A 14158-nucleotide genomic window follows, 5' to 3' on the forward strand; every position below is an offset into this window, starting at 1 on the left:
GCCCTGCACGCTCCGCGGCCGCTGCGCAGCGTGCAGTTGGCGATGGCTGGAGGAGTCCCTCCAGGACGCTGCGGTCTCCCTCCTTGTGGCGGTCACCCTCGGCCTGCCGGTGTCCATCCGGCACGAGGCCGGCCGAGCCCCAGGCGCTTCAGGCGCGTACACGAGCACAGGAACGCGTCAGCCGAGCCTGTTGATGGAGAAAGGGACGCCATGGCGGACCCTGGAAAGAAACGGGGACAGGAGGCCGGAATGCCGAACAGACGCCTCCGCGGGCCGCAGCCCCACTGGGGCCCAAGCGGGAGACCCTGCGGGTGCCGGCTGCGATCGGCGCCATCGAGACCCACCGCGGCCCACTGCGGCCCTGACGACCACACCGGCCTTGGGGACCAACGGAACAGCCATTGACGCCAAGCAATTGATCTTGGTCGCGGGCTACCTGCCGCATCATTCGGTCGGGGGTATGAGCGACGGCGTGCCGGGTCGGCGCGGAGTGACGACACCGCACCTCGGCCCACTCGGAGTTGCCGCCGTGGTGCCGTGGTTCGGCATCCTGCGGCGTTAAGCATCAGGTGAAGATCCGTAGTTACGCAATTCTGCTCACGGCCTGCCTGCTGCCGGCCGTTCCTGCGCACGCCACTGACAAGGCTGTTCTGCCCGTCCAGAAGTCGGGGGCGCAGCTGGGCGGTACTGCCTGGCTCGACCGAGGATCTTCCGCCGAACCCCCGCACGGCACGGATCATCTGTGCTGGACGACCAAGATCAAGCGCTTGGCGTTACTGGCGGTTCCGTTGGCCCCCACGGCCGGACCTCCGTGCTCTCTCAGCCGGCGTGAAGGATCCGAAAGCGATCGGGTTCCGCCGGATCTCGATCAACGACTTGGATTGGCGCCCAAGCCCATTGCCAAACGCTGATGCCTGGCGTGCGGGAGAACCGGATCTGCCCGCGGGTGCCTTCGACTGCGACGCGCGGCCAGGATTCGGCAGTACGCGCCCGGTCCGCGCCGTGAGAACGCAGCACATCGGCGAGGACGGCGACCGTGTCGTAGCCCTCGAAGGCGACGAAGGAGGGCGCTTCGGCCAACCGCTCGCGGAGGGCCGTCTCGACTCGTGCACCGAGTGGGCTGAGGCGCTCGGGCAGGTAGCGCAAGAACGGGATCGCGGCGCTGTCGTCGCCCAGCAACGTCGCCCATTCAGCGAACTCCGGTTGCCCGGCCGGAGCACCAATCATGATCTCGGCGAGGCGCTGGTCGCGGCGGACGGACTTGACGATCGACACTGCCGGCTCCGGGTGGCCGACCAGAAGAAGGAGGGCTGTCGCGCGATTGTCGACGAGTTCGTCACACACGGCCGTGGGGGCGAGCGCGCGCATGTCGAGTTCGATGACAGTGCCGCCACGTGGAGCGAGGTAGTCCCGCAGAATGCGGGCCCCGGATGCCCAGTAGACACTCGACTCGGCTGCTATGGCGATTCGGCTGTGGCCCGCGCCGAGGAGGAAGTCTGCGTAGATCTGCCAGCCGTGGGACTGCGCCGGGGCGAGGCGCGCGACCCATTCCGTTGGCTGTTCGGTGAGCGCGTCGAGAACCGCTGACGAGCAGAGGAACGGCAGGCCGAGGGCGTCTGCCCTGGCGGCAGCGGCGCGAGCGACGACGCTGTGATACTCCCCCGCCAAGGCAGCCACGCCCATGCGAGCCAATTCATCTACGGCCGCCGCGGCCCTCTGTGGATCAGCCGCGGTGTCTCGGACCACCAGCTCGAGTGGTCTTCCGACGATCCCGCCGGCGTCATTGACTTCGCGAACGGCCAGCTCGAGTCCAGCGAGCAGGTGTCGGCCTGCCTCGACCCAGCCAGGCCGAGTCAGCGGAACGAGAGCGCCGATCTGAACGGATGGTCCATCAGGCCGCTCCGCTCCGGGTGGCGATGGTGGCGTATTCATGCGTTGGCGTCTCCCGTGTGATGATTCGGTTGCAGTTCGCCCGGATCGCAGAGTGGCAAGGGCCGGTAGTAGGCGTTCATCTCATCTCGCCGTGGCGGGCGGACCTTGGTGACCATGCCGGATATTGCATCCACCACCATCGCCAACAGGCAACCGATTATTGATTCGCTGAGCTGCCGGATCGTCAAGAAACCATCGTTTATTGACGATCCGGCACTCAAGATCGAAACGGCGTGAGACGCCTTCAATAACTCCTTCAAAAACCTTGACCTTCAACAACCGGACGGGCACCGTTTTCTGAGAAGACCCGGGGCATGAACGCGCCCCTGGAGCCGTCCGAACTCCTCACCCCCTCGCCGACCGCCCTCACCGACATCCGGATCGGCTACGCCCGGGTCTCGACGAAGGGCCAGTCACTCGACCGCCGGCTCGACGCCCTCAGCGCAGCGGGCTGCCGCCGCATCTTCGCCGGCAAGAAGTCCGACAAGAAGTCCGGGCAAAAACGACCTCCGCTCCGAGCTGAAGGCGTGTCATGCGTTCCTCGCACCGAGAGACACCCTGGTCGTGCCGAGTCTCGACCGGTACGGCCGCTCGCTCCAGGACCTCGTGAACATGGTCGCCGAACTCCGCGAACGCGGCATCGGCTTCCAGTCCCCGCACGAGGCGCCCGACACCACCACCCCCGGCGGGCGCCTGATCTTCCACGTCTTCGCCGCGCTCGCGGAACCGCCTGATCGCCCTCGGCCCCTCGTGCAGGGCTGCTCGCGAAGCTGGAGGCCCGGGACCGCGTGCAGCTGACCATCGCGGCGTACGAGGCGGGGCTAATGCGACGGTGAGCGCCGGGGCCGTTCCCGATCCGGCTGGACGACAGCTACGGCAGGGCGCTTGGCTGCCGGTCGATCCGCTCTGGTGCTGAAGGACGGCGTTGTCCAGCCCAAGGCCAAAGGCCATCGGGCATCAGGTATCGCTCTCCCGGGGCGGTGAACACCGGACCTCTCACGGTTGACAGCGGCCAGGGCAGGACGCTCTCCCACTCAAGGACCGGCACATCAAGTTCCTGGGCCGCTACCTGTTCAACGTCAAAGACAGCGGCCCCCGGCCAGGGCCTGCGTCCCCTCCGGGACGCAGGCGCCATCGACGACGCCGGGGACGAAGGCTGACAGCCCCGCACACCCGCCCCGCTCAGTGCTGGGCGGGACCGTTGGGGCCGGAGACAGCTCCGAGCTGGGCCAGACCGTCCAGGATGTCGGTGCAGGTCCAGTACTCGACGAACTTGCCGTCGGCCACGCGCAGGATGTCGTTGCCGCTGAAGGTGATCTTCGTGCCGGTGGGGGCGGTGGCGTGGGGGATGCCGCCGGTGTAGGTGGCGCGCATGGTCCAGCGTGCGGCGATCAGGTCGCCGTCGACGATCGGGCCGAGGTCGACGGTGATGGCGATGTCACCGAAGGTGGCCATGGTCTGCTCGATCTCGGGCAGCAGCCGCGCCGGGCCTGTGGTGGTCTCGGAGTCGCTGCCGTCGGGGCGTGCCTGGTGGACGACGAAGCCGGAGTCGAGGATGTCCTCGGCGTGACTGAAGTCGCCGCGCCACATCTCGCTCCAGCGGGCGTACAGGGCGCGCAGCTGCTCGGGGGACTGGGTGGTCATGGGTTCTCCCGTGTGTCGTGACAGAAGGATTCTGCATCACGCATAATCTGCGTCACGCAGATATAAAGGCAGAGGCCCGCTCATGTCAAACCGAACCCACGCGGAGGCGGTCGCGGCGGTCACCGTATCCGCCCGGCGCCACCACGCCGCCTACGTCCTGTTCAACCAGCCCATGGCCGGCCAAGGCTGGACGGGCCGGCCTCGTCGAGCGACAGCCCGACCCTCACGACCGGCGCGAGATGCTCGTCTCCCGAACGACTTCACCGACGAAGAACTGGACGGTGATCGAGCGACAACGAACAGACCGCACGAGGCCGGCCACCACGGCGTAACTCGCCGCGTGCTCGTGGTCCGATCTGACCGCGACGGGGTTCGACTGGGAGGCGTGGGAGACGCCGCAGTTCGGCACCCCGGACTACGCAACCGCGTACATGGAAGGCGCCCGACCTGGTGGATGAGGAGCTCGGTCAGCTCAGGCCCTTGGAGTTCGACCTGTCGGGCCGCGCCAGCCTTCGGTATCGACCTCGAAGTAGAACCAGACGTCTTCCTCGTCCCAGTAGCAGCGCATCCATGTCGTCACCAGGCCGTCATGCCGAGCCATCCCACCCCGGGCGATGCCGATTCGCTGTCTGAGGTGACAGGCCGGCGCGACCTGCCAGTCGGGCGTGTCCGGCCGACGTGGCCCGTCTACTCGTCGTCATCGCCGCCGGTGGCGGTGGCGGCCAGGAACGTCCCGGGCTGCTTCTTGACCAGTTGCATGGCGGCTTCGGCGTCCTCCAGGGAGGTGGACAGCAACTCGGCGTGCCGGCCAGTGGCCTTCTGGAGCTCGGCGAACCGCTGGTAGAGCCTCTGGGCCTGGGCGTGCTTGCCCTCGCGCTGGGCCGCGGCGATGCCGCGGGAGAGCTTTACGAGCTCCTCCCTGGTCTTCGTAGTCAGGGAACTGATGACCAGCTCGCGCATTTCCTCCTGGTCCGGCAGGGGGATGCGCGTCAGGTTGCTCTCACCGCCGAAGCGGCTGACGAGCTCGCGCAGCGCGGCCAGGGTGGCGGCATGCTGCCGGTGGACGAAGTACGCCCCGCCGGTGGCCCGCACACGGATGGCGCCGAGGGACTCGACGTAGCGGCGCACCACGTTCCGCAGCTTGTCGCCGGTCAGATAGGTGCAGCGACGCTGGTAACTGGCGTCGATGTCCGCCAGCATCGCGCGCACCCGGGCCTGCTCCGCCTCCGGGAGCCGGGCGATGGCGGCGTTGTCCGGCTCTACCTCCAAGGTGCCGGAGCCTTCCGCGGCGCCCTGGCGGTGGTCTCGGTGGAAGGTCGCGACGCCGATCCCCGTGTCATAGTTCAGGCTGGTGTTCAGCGGGTTGCGCACCTCCCGCACGACGTGCCGGACGATCTGCCCGCCGTCCCGGCGAACGTGGCGCACCATCAACGTGGCGGAGCTGCCGCGAAACAGCCGGTCGGCCTCCTTGCGGCTCCTGGCGCGCGTGTGGGCGGGGCCGGTCGCGGACGGGTCGTCCAGGGGGTAGGACGCCTTCACGCCGTCTGGCCCGGTGACCTTCTCGTAGGCGTCCACCTGGCGCACCGGCGGAGGGAGGAACTGCGGGTCGAGCTCCAGTTCCTTGAACCAGGCTTCCAAGGTGACCGGGGTGACCTCGCCGTCGAACACGCTGTAGAGCACCAGGTGGCCAAGGAGCGGGGTCTCGCCGCTGTCCATAGCCGCGGTGCAGGCGCCGAACGCCGCGTCCCCGGTGGCGGGCTGCGCCGTCATGGTCATCAGTTCCCTTCGTGCAAGATTCGTACAAGAACCGCCGTTTGTGTCGTGTGCGGTGGGTGGCTGCCGGCGGAAGTCAGATCACGCGGAAGAGGTCGGCGGCGGCGCGAACGTCAGTGAGGTCCTCGATGGAGCGGAGGTTGTCGCACAGGGCGTCCAGGACCGAGCCGGCTTCGGCGGCGCGCGGGGCGCCGATGGCCACACCGAAGACCCGGAAGCCCAACAGGTGCTTGGCGTCGTTCCAGCCGCGCATCCATTCCTCGGTGACGCCGCATTCGTCGTCGGTGATCATCACAATGTCGCCGCGCGCGCGGGCGGCGTCGTTGAACTCCGCCTCCAGCAGGTCGCCGGCCGCTGTCAGCGGCGTCTGGTAACTGGTGCCACCGCCGAGGAAGGTCTCCGCGAAGTCGAGCACCTGGGCGATGCCGGCGGGCCGGTCGGCCGGGAAGCGGAAGACCCGGAGCCGGCCGGCGGAGGAGAACAGGATGCCGACGAAGTCACGCTTGGCGCGGCGGGCCTGATCCAGCAGCGCCAGGGCGCACGCCTTGGCCCAGGCCTCCCGGGTGACTCCGCCGGGCCCTGCCTCGTACATGGAGTACGAGGTGTCCACGCACGCGATGATGGCGCCCTGGCCGGTGGTCTGCTCTCCCTGGCTGTCGTAGAGCATCAGCTCCCCGGCGGCGTAACGCGCGGCGAACACCGCACGCAGCTCAGGCAGGCCGAGGTTGGCCAGCTCGGAGGGGACGACGCGGGAGAGGTCATTGCCGAGCGTGACGCCGACCAGCTCCCCGGCAGTGTTCTCCACCTTGCGGGAGCGCTCACCGCTGGCCATCTGCCGGAAACGGCCGATCAGCTCGGCCCACTGTGCGAGACGGCCGGTGCGCAGCCGCTCGGCGAGCTGGGCGCGCCGGCCGAACGGCATCCGCTCCAGCTCGCCGGGGCCAACGCCCCATGCCCGCATCAGCGCGGCCTCCTCCCGCGCGGCCTCGGCGGACTTCGCCGCCGCGTTCCGCGCGGCGGCACGGATACCGGGGGCCGCCGCCGCGAGGGCCTGCGCGGCGTCCTGGGCGGCCTGCTGCGCAGCGGCTTCGGCGGCCTCGGCGGCCTCGATCGCCTGCTGTACGGCGTCGGCGGCCGGGGCCGGTACGGTGCCGTCCCCATCGGACCAGTCCGCCCCGTCGGCGGCTTGCTGGAGCGCCTCCCCCACGGCGGTCGCCGCGTCGTCGGCGTCCTGCTGGGCCTTCTTCGCCTGCTCGGCCTGTTCCTGGGCATCCCGGGAGCGCTCCAGCATCCGGCGCAGCGCGGCGGCCTGGGCAAGCACGCCCATGGCGGCGGCGTAGGGGTCGCCGGCCGTCTCGCGGCGCAGCTCGGCGAACTCCGGTGAGTCCACCAGTGAGGTGATGACCTGGTGATTGACCAGCCGGGAGGGGTCCATCTCCGCGCGCTCGCGCAACCGCGGGCTGACCTTGTAGGCGGCCAGGAAGGCATCGTTCAGGAGGTCGGTGGTGTGGTCGTAGCGCTCGTTCAGCTCCTCGGCCAGATCGCGCAGTCCGGCCGACTGCTCGTAGGTGTCGCGCCAGGCGATCCGGTCGAACCGGTCCGCGACCACGGCGGCGGTGTGCCGCTCGGGAGCGGCGGCGGCCAGGCCCAGCCACTTCCCGGCCCGGCTCGCCAGCTCCTTGAGCTTGCTCAGTGTCGTGCCCAGTGTCTCGCCCATGGTCCTGATTCCCCGGTGTTCAGAGCTGGGCCTGCACCATGCTCGCGTCCACGCCGAGAGCCTCGGTGAGAACGCGGGCGTGGACGGCGCGCTGGCGGCCGATGACCCGGTCAATGGCGGCGGTGGAGCGGCCGGCGACCGCCGCCTCGTTGCGCAGATTCTCCAGCCGCTTCCCCGCCCTGGCGAGCTTGTTGTGGGCCTCCTTGATGACCCATTCGCTCAGCGCCTCGCGGGACTGTCCGGCCATGGCGTCGAGCTGGGACTCCAGCTCCTCGATGGCGTCGGCGAGGTCGAGCGCCTCCTTGGCGTCGGGGTTGACCAGTTGCAGCACCTCGCGCTCGACGGTCGGGCGCTCGGCGGGGGAGCCCCACAGCACGTGAGTCAGCACCGCCAGGTCGGTCTCGGCGACCGCCGGGCGGCCGTCGAGGTACGCGGACGCCTGGAGCAGCCCCACCGCCTGCCGCCAGCGGCGGTCGGAGGCGACGAGTTCCTTGCGGCGCAGGGCGGCCCGCAGCGTGCACACCGCATCCACGATCACGTCGGGGACGTCCACGGCCGGGACCGCTTCGGTCACGGCGTGCTGCAACGCGGCCAGCTCGACCGTGGTCCGTATAGGTGCCGCCTGGCGGCTGACGGCGGAGCGGACGAGCGCGGCGAAGTTCGAGGGGTCGGCCAGGTAGCCGACTTCGATCCGCACCAGCAGCCGGTCGTAGATGGCGGCTGAATCCTCCCCGCTGGGCAGTTCGTTGCTCGCCGTGATGGCCCCGATCAGGGGGCAGCGGATCGGCTCGCCGCCGCTCTCGGGGTGGTAGATCCGCTCGTTGAGGTAGCCCAACGTCTCGTTCAGCGCCGCCGTGGAGCACTTGAAAATCTCGTCGATGAACGCGACGTGCGCGGTCGTGGCGCGGCCGTCGTAGACCTGGCGGTACTCACCCCGGGCCAGCGCGGCGACGTCGATGGGACCGAACATCCTCGTCGGCGCGGTGAACTTCGACAGGAGGATCTCCCAGTAGGCCGCCCCCTGAACTCGGCCCGTGAGATCCCGGGCCAGCTCGGACTTCGCCGTTCCGGGCGGGCCGAGCACCAACGAGTGCTGCCCGGCCAGCAGGGTCACCACCAGCGTCCGCACCACGTCGGCCCGCTCGTAGAAACGGTCCGACAGCTCGTCGCTGATCGCCCGCAGCCTCTTGGCCGTGTCCTGCGCGTCCTGCGCGTCCTGCGCGCCCATATCCAGCTCCTTGCCTGTGACGCCCGGTTGGGCTGGCAAGTCATACTTACAAAAACGCCCGTTCTTGCATACCCAGGGCTGGGGAACGGCTCTCTCGGAACTGCTGTACCGCCCTCTCTCGGAGGACGGGCGTTCACACGGTGAGTGGCCCAGAGCGCGGGAAGGAACCATGGGACCATGACACGCGGCTGCCTGGGGAGCAGTCAGCTGGTGTCCCGTCCCTGCCCGACTGAGGCACTGACCGCGCCGTGCGGTGGCCAGGGCCGGCCTCGACGGCGCCCGTACTCCTCAAGCGGACCTGGCAGGTCCACGAGCAACTCGGCTACTTCCTGCTGTACGGCTCGTTCGAGGCCAACGGTGACCTGGGCGCCTTCTGCTCCCGGTGCGGCTACACCGTCCACGACCCCGGCGAGACCGGCTCGCTCGACCGCGTCGGCGTGGCCCAGGATGGCGCGCGGGCCGGACCACAGCGCGACCGGGGCGCGGCACCCAGGTCCTGCGGTGGAGCACCGCTGACCGTCGCCAAGCAGTACATCGACAACCAACAGCACCCTGCTGACTGAGGGCAACACCCCGAACCCGTACTCACGTTCGGCTCAAAGCAGCTCCAAGATGGCTTTCACCCCCGCCGCAAACGCCGGAGCACTGGCCAAGATCCAAAGGTGGACGCCGGACGCTGGGGCTCAGCAAGCAGACACCGAAGGGGCCTGCCAGTGGCCACACCTGCCCCGGCGCCCGACCATCGGCTCGCTCTTCGCCGGGGGGATGCCGCCGTAGGTCCGCGTACATGCCCCGTTGACTGAACGAAGCACGGAGATTCCGCAGTTCAGGGGCGGACGCCGGCTTCGGCCGCTACGGTCACCGGTCGCGACGAACGATCGTGTCCCCGGGCGGCACCTGGCCGTGTTGGTGGTTCCTCGGTGGGGTCGGCTGGTGGAGACCGGCTACTGGTACGAGCCCAATGGCTGGTCGCTCCCGACGGTGTGACTGTGGAGGCGGTCGCCGGCTATTCCCAGGAGTTGCTGGTGGCCGGGCACGCACCGTCGACGGTCGCTCCTATGGGACGGGCCTGCCTAGGGCCTGTTGTGAAAGTCGCGCTTTCATGCCCTCGCCAATAAGCCGAGTCGATTGTGGGCGGACCCTGGGACGTTGAAGACAGGGCCCATGTCTGAAGCCCTCAATGTCGCGACGGCCTGGTGCCGGCTCTTGGAACGCAGGCCGGGCACGCGGGGAGCCATGCATGACTCGGGTCTTCACAAACTCGGCTGACCAGGGCGGACACTCCCAATTGAGCAAGTGCTTCCCAACGACGTGGAGATCATTCCCCGAATAGATGAGGCCGGCAACAGCACGGCGGCGCAGGAGAACCGAGTGCTCAACGCCGTCCTGGTGCTACCGTCCGATCATGCTGCGGGCGGAGGATTGATGGAGAGCATCACAAAGAACCGGCAGCCCGTTGAGGCGCTTCGCGCGATGGTCGCCCGTGCCTACGGCCCGGAGGAGGTGTGCGACGCGGGCGAGAACTGGGTCAGCGAACCGGGCGACGGCTGGTTCAACGTGGCCTATCGGATCCGGCTGCGATCCGGCGCGCAAGTCGTCCTCAAGATCGCGCACCGTATGCCGTCTATCAACTGCCGCCTCGTCCACACCTGCGGCCGTCCCGGCTTGATGCCCCGCGGCAGCAGCGGTTCAAGCCGGGCCCACTGGCCGTTGGTCAGATCCCCACGTCCCACAGAACGTGATCATTCACGGTCGAGATCAACTTTCGCAACAGGCCCTAGGCCCCCGGGGCGTTCGCCAGCCGGCCGCGCAGGCGGGCCGCGTCCTGGGCGGGCGGCAGGCCGTAGGCGCGCCGGTACTCGCGGCTGAACTGTGTCGCGCTGGCGTACCCCACCGCTTCCGCGGCCTGCGCCGCCGTGGTGTCGCCGGAGAACAACTGCCGCCGCGCTTCCTGTAGTCGGAGGTGTTTCTGGAAGCGGAGCGGGCTCATGCCGGTGGCGGCCTTGAAGTGGCGGTGCAGCGTGGCGGTGCTCATGTGCGCCACCGCCGCGATCGTGTCGACGGTGAGCGGCTCGGCATAGTGCGCGCAGATCCACCTGGCCGCCGCGCGGACCCGGGCGGCGCCGGAGTCGGCCAGCGTGAGCTGGTGCAGGAGCGGGCCGAGTGGGCTGCCGAGCAGCCGGTAGAGGATCTCGCCCTCGATGCGTGCGGCCAGCGGGCCGATGTCGTCCGGGGTGTCGAGCAGCCGCACCCACCGGTTGACCGCGTCGACGATTTCCGGCGTCATCGGCGCGGAGACCTGCCCGCCGGGACCGGGGAACGTGCGCGGGTCGGGTCCGTCCAGTTCCAGCAGGAGTTCGGCGAGCACCCGGCCGTCCAGGTGGAGTACCGCCGAACGGTACGGCAACTGCTCGAACGTGGCGGTGACCGGCATCTCGACCGAGTTGAGGAACATGTCCCCGCGTCCGATCGTCCAGCTCAGGTCGCCCGCGATGCTGCGTTTGGAGCCGTCGGCCGTGAAGCAGATCATCGGCTCGTACAGCAGGTCGGTGGGGGCGACGAACCCGTCGAGCGAGACCAGTGTGAGCCGTGGCACCGCGCTGTCGGACCACAGGCCGTCACTGTGCCGGACGACGGCCGCCGCGAGCTGATCCAGCTGCTCCCGCATGAGCGCTCCCTTACTGAGACCGACTGAGAGGATTGGGCAATCCTATGCGGCAGTAGCCCCATGACCGCGAGGTGGTCGCACTCCTAGCGTTGACGGCATGACACAGCACCACAAGAACACCAGCCTCCCCACCCGCAAGCTCGGTACGCAGGGCCTGGAGGCCGGGGCGATCGGCCTCGGGACGATGGGCATGACCATGGCTTACGGTGCCGCCGACGAGCCCGGCGGCGTCGCCACCATCCGCCGGGCGTACGAACTGGGCGTCACGCACTTCGACACCGCCGAGCTGTACGGCATGGGTACCGGCAGCAACGAGCAGCTGCTCGGCCGCGCTGTGAAGGACTTCCGCGACGACATCGTGATCGCCACCAAGTTCGGCTTCGACCTGAGCGATCCGCAGAACGTCGGGGTCGCGCTGGACAGCCGGCCGGAACACATCCGAGAGGTCACCGAGAACAGTCTGCGCCACCTCGGCACCGACCACATTGATGTGCTGTACCAGCACCGCGTCGACCCGGACGTGCCGATCGAGGACGTGGCGGGCACGGTCGGCGAGCTGATCGCCGAGGGCAAGGTGCGGTACTTCGGGCTCAGCGAGGCCGGGCCTGACATCATCCGGCGCGCCCACGCCGTCCACCCGGTGTCCGTGCTGCAGACCGAGTACTCGGTGTTCGAGCGCGCTGTGGAGGCCGAGGTGCTCCCGGTGGTGCGCGAGCTGGGCATCGGGTTCGTGCCGTACTCGCCGCTGGGTCGCGGCTTCCTCACCAGCACGGTGAAACCCGCCGCCGAGTACCCCGCGGACGACATGCGCAGCTGGGACGACCGCTGGCAGCCCGGCAACTACGAAAGGAACCTGGCCGCCGTCCGCGAGCTGACCGCGCTCGCGGACGCCCAGGGCATCACGGTCACGCAGCTGGCGCTGGCCTGGCTGCTGGCCCAGGGCAATGACATCGTGCCGATCCCGGGCACCCGCAGCTCGCGGCGGGTCGCCGAGAACGCCGCGGCAGCGCACATCGCGCTCACACCGGAGGACCTCACCCGCGTCCAGGAGATCCTGCCGCGGGGCGCGGCAGGATCCCGCTACCCCGAGGTAATGATGCCGTCCTGGTGACGCCCAGCCCCCGATGCGGATCGGGGCGACCCCGGATGACCGGCGTCGCGGGGACACGAGGTTCACGATCACCGGTACGGGGCCAGCGACAACCGGCCATCAGCACGCGACGGCCGGTCTGGACATCGTTCTCCAGGTGTCTGCGAATCTGTCGGCAGGAGGTCGCGCGGAACCCACGCGACTCTCGTGCCGACGGCGTTGCGTCATCGCGGCGGTGGACCGACACGTCGCAGGAAGCGGTCATTCGCCGGGCCTGCACGAACGAACCACCGGTAGTTCAGAGAAGCGGACTTCCACCCTCGTATGATCCTCGCGCTGATCCCACCAAGCCGGACCTGACGCCGCACTCACCGAGGTCGAAGGCCGCGCTGCGGTCGCCACGCGGGCCGACCAGCTCCAGCGCCCCGCACACGAAGCTGCTGATCGACGGGGTGTTGCGCACAGGTTGCCTTCGGTAGCGCGAAGGCCACGGAGGTTCAGGCGCTCAGTGTCGGCCCCGCCTCGCGCTGCCGAGCCTGGGCGCTGCCGGCGACGACCGCGCCGCCCCCGCCGCCCGGCAGCCCCGGGCGGTGGCCCTGTCCTCGTTGCCGGGAGAAACAGCGAACCGGATCAGCGTCCAGTGTCGTGGTCTGGACGAGTTGTCGGCGTTCGCGTGAAAGTACCCAGCTCGGTACACGGAAACGTATCCGGCACGCTGGACGCCGGAGCGCTGGGGCCATCCGACAGCCGGCCGGCCCCGGGACTGTGGCCGCGGTCAAGGGTTGGGCGCAGCCCCATCACAGCGCGACGCCCGTAGAGCGCTCTTGACGGCGTCCGCTGGTCCCGCATCCTGGAGACGCGGGTGGCCCCAGCACCCTCACCCGGGTGTACGTCGACACGAGTTCCCCCACCGAACGGGACACCTGGTCGCCGCTGGTCTTCCACGTCACCGTCCACCGGTGGGACCAGCCCTCGCCCAGCTCCAAGTTGGCCCTGCCGACTCCTGGGCAGGCTCGCGCTCGGTCCCATGCCTTCAGGAAAGCGTCCGTCGGCACTGCGAGCGCCGGATGCTATCGCTGCGATCCGGCTTGCTGTGCAGTTGGCCGGCTCGACATCTCTTCGGTGTCCGGGCCGGCGTTATCGGGCCGGTGTCGTCGTTGGGGCGCGCGCTGCTCACCCTGATCAGACGGGATGCGAGACTGGTCGGCCGTGAACGGCACAGAAGGAGGCGGACGAGATCGTGCGACAGCGACGGGGGTCCACATGCCTGGCGGCATTGGCCATGGCGGCGACCGTGACAGTGACGGCCTGCTCCCACCCATTGCGGGACCTCGGCCCGCTTCCCACGCGTTCCTCGGGCCTGCCGGTGCCTGCGGACACGGTGGTGTCGGAGCTGACCTCGGCTTTGGCGGCGGAGCGTGTCACGCTGAAGCGGACGCCGCAGGATCGGATCGCGATCGAGTGCCAGGAGAGCCTGACGGGTGAGCACGATTCGGCGACGGCGGACGCGGCCTTGAAGTCCGGCTTCGCCCGCGCCCGTTCGAGCCACGGTTGGCAGCCCGGCCTGGACCTGGGCAGCGGATCGCTCAGCCTCCGCAAGGGCAACTGGACCGCGGCGGCCACGCTCCCCGGCGCCGGGTCGGCGAGTTCCCCCACGACGCTGGTCGTGATCACCCTGGTGTGCGACGGCGCCCGCTCGAAGTCCTCGCCCCGCACAGGCTCTCCGGCACCGGCACCGGCACCGGCCCCCACCGCATCGTGATCGCTGAGGGCATGGCCTGGCCAACTTGGCCAAGTACGATCCATCACCACCTCTGACGACCCCTCGTGCAGCGCTCTGGCGGCAGGCCGTTCCCCTATTCCCGACGTTGAATGCGAGGCCCTGACGAGCACTCCCACGCCCCGCCGACCGCGCCGCCCCTTCACCGGCGCCGCCGCGCCCGGGGCATGACGCACGCGGAGGCTGCGGTCGCGCTCGAAGACGCCCGCCTTCAGGAGCGGCAGACTCGCGGAGTGGGAGCGCATGTGCGACATGAGGTCGCTGAAGATGAGAGGAGTTGGGCAGTGAGACGCCAACTCCCCGACCCGTGACCGATGGTCGGTCCC

At 69.4% G+C, this 14158-nt stretch carries 11 protein-coding genes and 1 pseudogene; 6 read left to right on the plus strand and 6 right to left on the minus strand.

The genetic code is table 11. The annotated features are described in order from the left end of the window. Nucleotides 1-819 precede the first annotated feature (819 nt). Nucleotides 820-1932 carry an ABC transporter substrate-binding protein gene (locus ACIHCQ_RS39570; protein ID WP_399673606.1) on the minus strand — a complete coding sequence of 371 codons (1113 nt, stop codon included), beginning with the start codon at nucleotides 1930-1932 and terminating at the stop codon, nucleotides 820-822. A gap of 114 nt (nucleotides 1933-2046) precedes the next feature. Between ACIHCQ_RS39570 and ACIHCQ_RS39575 the strand changes: the two genes are divergently transcribed. The 3 genes and pseudogenes from ACIHCQ_RS39575 (at nucleotide 2047) to ACIHCQ_RS39585 (ending at nucleotide 2730) form a co-directional block, all read left to right on the plus strand. Continuing rightward, nucleotides 2047-2169 (plus strand): hypothetical protein, encoded by a 123-nt coding sequence (locus tag ACIHCQ_RS39575; RefSeq protein WP_399673608.1) that lies wholly within the window; start codon nucleotides 2047-2049, stop codon nucleotides 2167-2169. Nucleotides 2170-2246: 77 nt separating this feature from the next. Continuing rightward, nucleotides 2247-2369: pseudogene (locus ACIHCQ_RS39580) on the plus strand (recombinase family protein); the annotation flags it as partial. A gap of 82 nt (nucleotides 2370-2451) precedes the next feature. After that, a complete protein-coding gene (locus tag ACIHCQ_RS39585; protein ID WP_399673634.1) occupies nucleotides 2452-2730 on the plus strand; it encodes a recombinase family protein in 279 nt (92 codons plus the stop codon). 384 nt (nucleotides 2731-3114) lie between these two features. On the opposite strand, the gene ACIHCQ_RS39590 is transcribed toward ACIHCQ_RS39585, so the two are convergent. The 4 genes from ACIHCQ_RS39590 to ACIHCQ_RS39605 all read right to left on the minus strand — a co-directional run bounded on the left by ACIHCQ_RS39590 (nucleotide 3115) and on the right by ACIHCQ_RS39605 (nucleotide 8294). Continuing rightward, on the minus strand, nucleotides 3115-3576 hold the full coding sequence (locus tag ACIHCQ_RS39590) for an ester cyclase (protein ID WP_399673610.1): 462 nt from the start codon (nucleotides 3574-3576) through the stop codon (nucleotides 3115-3117). Nucleotides 3577-4263: 687 nt separating this feature from the next. Then, entirely contained in the window at nucleotides 4264-5346 is a 1083-nt protein-coding gene (locus tag ACIHCQ_RS39595) for a DUF6744 family protein (protein WP_399673612.1), read from the minus strand. Nucleotides 5347-5425: 79 nt separating this feature from the next. Next, nucleotides 5426-7066: a VWA domain-containing protein gene (locus ACIHCQ_RS39600; RefSeq protein ID WP_399673614.1), complete on the minus strand. Its 1641-nt coding sequence runs from the start codon at nucleotides 7064-7066 to the stop codon at nucleotides 5426-5428. 19 nt (nucleotides 7067-7085) lie between these two features. Continuing rightward, entirely contained in the window at nucleotides 7086-8294 is a 1209-nt protein-coding gene (locus ACIHCQ_RS39605; protein WP_399673616.1) for an AAA family ATPase, read from the minus strand. A 248-nt stretch (nucleotides 8295-8542) separates the two neighbouring features. On the opposite strand from ACIHCQ_RS39605, the gene ACIHCQ_RS39610 reads away from it, so the two are divergent. After that, the gene (locus ACIHCQ_RS39610; RefSeq protein ID WP_399673618.1) at nucleotides 8543-8857 is read left to right on the plus strand and encodes a hypothetical protein; all 315 of its coding nucleotides are present in this window, start codon (nucleotides 8543-8545) and stop codon (nucleotides 8855-8857) included. A 1214-nt stretch (nucleotides 8858-10071) separates the two neighbouring features. Here ACIHCQ_RS39610 and ACIHCQ_RS39615 read toward each other — a convergent pair. Beyond that, entirely contained in the window at nucleotides 10072-10962 is an 891-nt protein-coding gene (locus ACIHCQ_RS39615; RefSeq protein ID WP_399673620.1) for an AraC family transcriptional regulator N-terminal domain-containing protein, read from the minus strand. 97 nt (nucleotides 10963-11059) lie between these two features. Between ACIHCQ_RS39615 and ACIHCQ_RS39620 the strand changes: the two genes are divergently transcribed. Both ACIHCQ_RS39620 and ACIHCQ_RS39625 read left to right on the plus strand, forming a co-directional pair. After that, nucleotides 11060-12073, plus strand: coding sequence for an aldo/keto reductase (locus tag ACIHCQ_RS39620; protein ID WP_399673622.1), 1014 nt, complete (start codon nucleotides 11060-11062; stop codon nucleotides 12071-12073). A gap of 1219 nt (nucleotides 12074-13292) precedes the next feature. Then, entirely contained in the window at nucleotides 13293-13814 is a 522-nt protein-coding gene (locus ACIHCQ_RS39625; protein WP_399673624.1) for a hypothetical protein, read from the plus strand. The last annotated feature ends 344 nt before the right edge of the window (nucleotides 13815-14158 follow it).

The organism is Streptomyces sp. NPDC052236, from assembly GCF_044548015.1.
In the GTDB taxonomy this organism is placed as follows: Bacteria; Actinomycetota; Actinomycetes; order Streptomycetales; family Streptomycetaceae; genus Streptomyces.

Bases quoted from the DNA above. Each gene is read 5' to 3' on its own strand.
- ACIHCQ_RS39570 (WP_399673606.1), bottom strand. From the start codon at position 1,932: ATGAATACGCCACCATCGCCACCCGGAGCGGAGCGGCCTGATGGACCA.
- ACIHCQ_RS39575 (WP_399673608.1), top strand. From the start codon at position 2,047: ATGCCGGATATTGCATCCACCACCATCGCCAACAGGCAACCGATTATT.
- ACIHCQ_RS39590 (WP_399673610.1), bottom strand. From the start codon at position 3,576: ATGACCACCCAGTCCCCCGAGCAGCTGCGCGCCCTGTACGCCCGCTGG.
- ACIHCQ_RS39595 (WP_399673612.1), bottom strand. From the start codon at position 5,346: ATGACGGCGCAGCCCGCCACCGGGGACGCGGCGTTCGGCGCCTGCACC.
- ACIHCQ_RS39600 (WP_399673614.1), bottom strand. From the start codon at position 7,066: ATGGGCGAGACACTGGGCACGACACTGAGCAAGCTCAAGGAGCTGGCG.
- ACIHCQ_RS39605 (WP_399673616.1), bottom strand. From the start codon at position 8,294: ATGGGCGCGCAGGACGCGCAGGACGCGCAGGACACGGCCAAGAGGCTG.
- ACIHCQ_RS39615 (WP_399673620.1), bottom strand. From the start codon at position 10,962: ATGCGGGAGCAGCTGGATCAGCTCGCGGCGGCCGTCGTCCGGCACAGT.
- ACIHCQ_RS39620 (WP_399673622.1), top strand. From the start codon at position 11,060: ATGACACAGCACCACAAGAACACCAGCCTCCCCACCCGCAAGCTCGGT.